Here is a 1,255-nt window from a genome sequence, read left to right as displayed (position 1 = left end):
CCCAGCTCGATACGGTGACCGCGGATCTTCACCTGGAAGTCGTTGCGCCCGAGGAACTCCAGGCTGGCGTCGCTGCGATAGCGCGCCAGGTCACCGGTGCGGTACATCCGTGCGCCCGCTACGAAGGGATCGTTCAGGAAACGCTCGGCGCTCAGTGCCGCGCGGTTCAGGTAACCGCGCGCCACCCCGTCGCCGCCGATGTACAGCTCGCCCACCCCACCTTCTGGCACCGGTTGCTGCTGTTCATCCAGCAGGTAGAAGCGCGTGTTGGCCAGCGGCCGGCCGATGCTTACCGTGGCGCCCTCGAAGGCAGCGTCGAGCACCTCTCCAGCCGACGACCAGATGGTGGTTTCGGTCGGGCCATAGACGTTCCACAGCGCCGCCACCCTGGGCCGCAGGCGCCGTGCCAGTTCGCTCGGCAGCGCTTCGCCGCCGCACAGCGCCTTGAGCCCTGGCGCTCCGGTCCAGCCGCTGTCCAGCAGCATGCGCCAGGTGGCCGGGGTGGCCTGCATCAGCGTCGCTTCGCTGTGCTCGATGGCGGCGGCCAGGCGCTGGGCGTCCTGCGCCTGTTCACGCGCCAGCAGCACGCAGCAGGCGCCGCGGATCAGCGGCAGGTACAGCTCCAGGCCGGCGATGTCGAAGCCCAGGGTGGTCAGTGCCAGCAGGCGGTCGTGGGCCTGCAGGTCGGTCAGTTCGGCCATCGCCCAGAGCAGGTTGACCAGGCCGCGCTGCTCGACCATCACGCCCTTGGGCTGGCCGGTGGAGCCGGAGGTGTAGATCACGTAGGCCAGGTGCTCCGGCGCCCGTTCGCAGACCGGCGGGGTGTCGGGCTGGTGCTGCCAGGCCGCGTCGTCGGCCAGGGCGATCAGCGGGATGCCCTCGGCGGCCAGCGGGCCTGCCGTGCCGTCCAGGGTCAGCAGCGCCACCGGCGCGCTGTCCTGCAGCATGTAGTCCAGGCGCTCGGCCGGATAGGCCGGATCCAGCGGCACGTAACAGCCGCCGGCCTTGAGGATACCCAGCAGGCCGACCAGCATCGGCAGCCCGCGTGGCACGCACAGCGCCACCGGGGCGTTGCGCCCGTCCAGCAGCGGTTGCAGGTGATGGGCCAGGCGGTTGGCCTGGCGCTCCAGCTCGGCGTAGCTCAACTGCTGCTCGGCAAAGCTCACCGCGACCTGGCTCGGCGTGCGCTGCACCTGGGCCTCGAACAGATCCTGCAGGGTGGCCTGGCGCGGGTAGTCGGCGGCGGTGGCGTTGA

At 70.9% G+C, this 1,255-nt stretch carries 1 protein-coding gene; it reads right to left on the bottom strand.

The window, feature by feature from the left end; all coding sequences use genetic code 11:
- Positions 1-1,255: non-ribosomal peptide synthetase (locus ACSVIK_RS25975; RefSeq protein ID WP_442447015.1), on the bottom strand; the 1,255-nt coding region annotated here is incomplete at both ends.

The sequence above is a fragment of the Pseudomonas sp. NCHU5216 genome (assembly GCF_052156495.1).
GTDB lineage: Bacteria > Pseudomonadota > Gammaproteobacteria > Pseudomonadales > Pseudomonadaceae > Aquipseudomonas.
The sequence above is the reverse complement of the archived record's forward strand: the minus strand, read 5'-3'. Positions and strand labels throughout refer to the sequence as shown.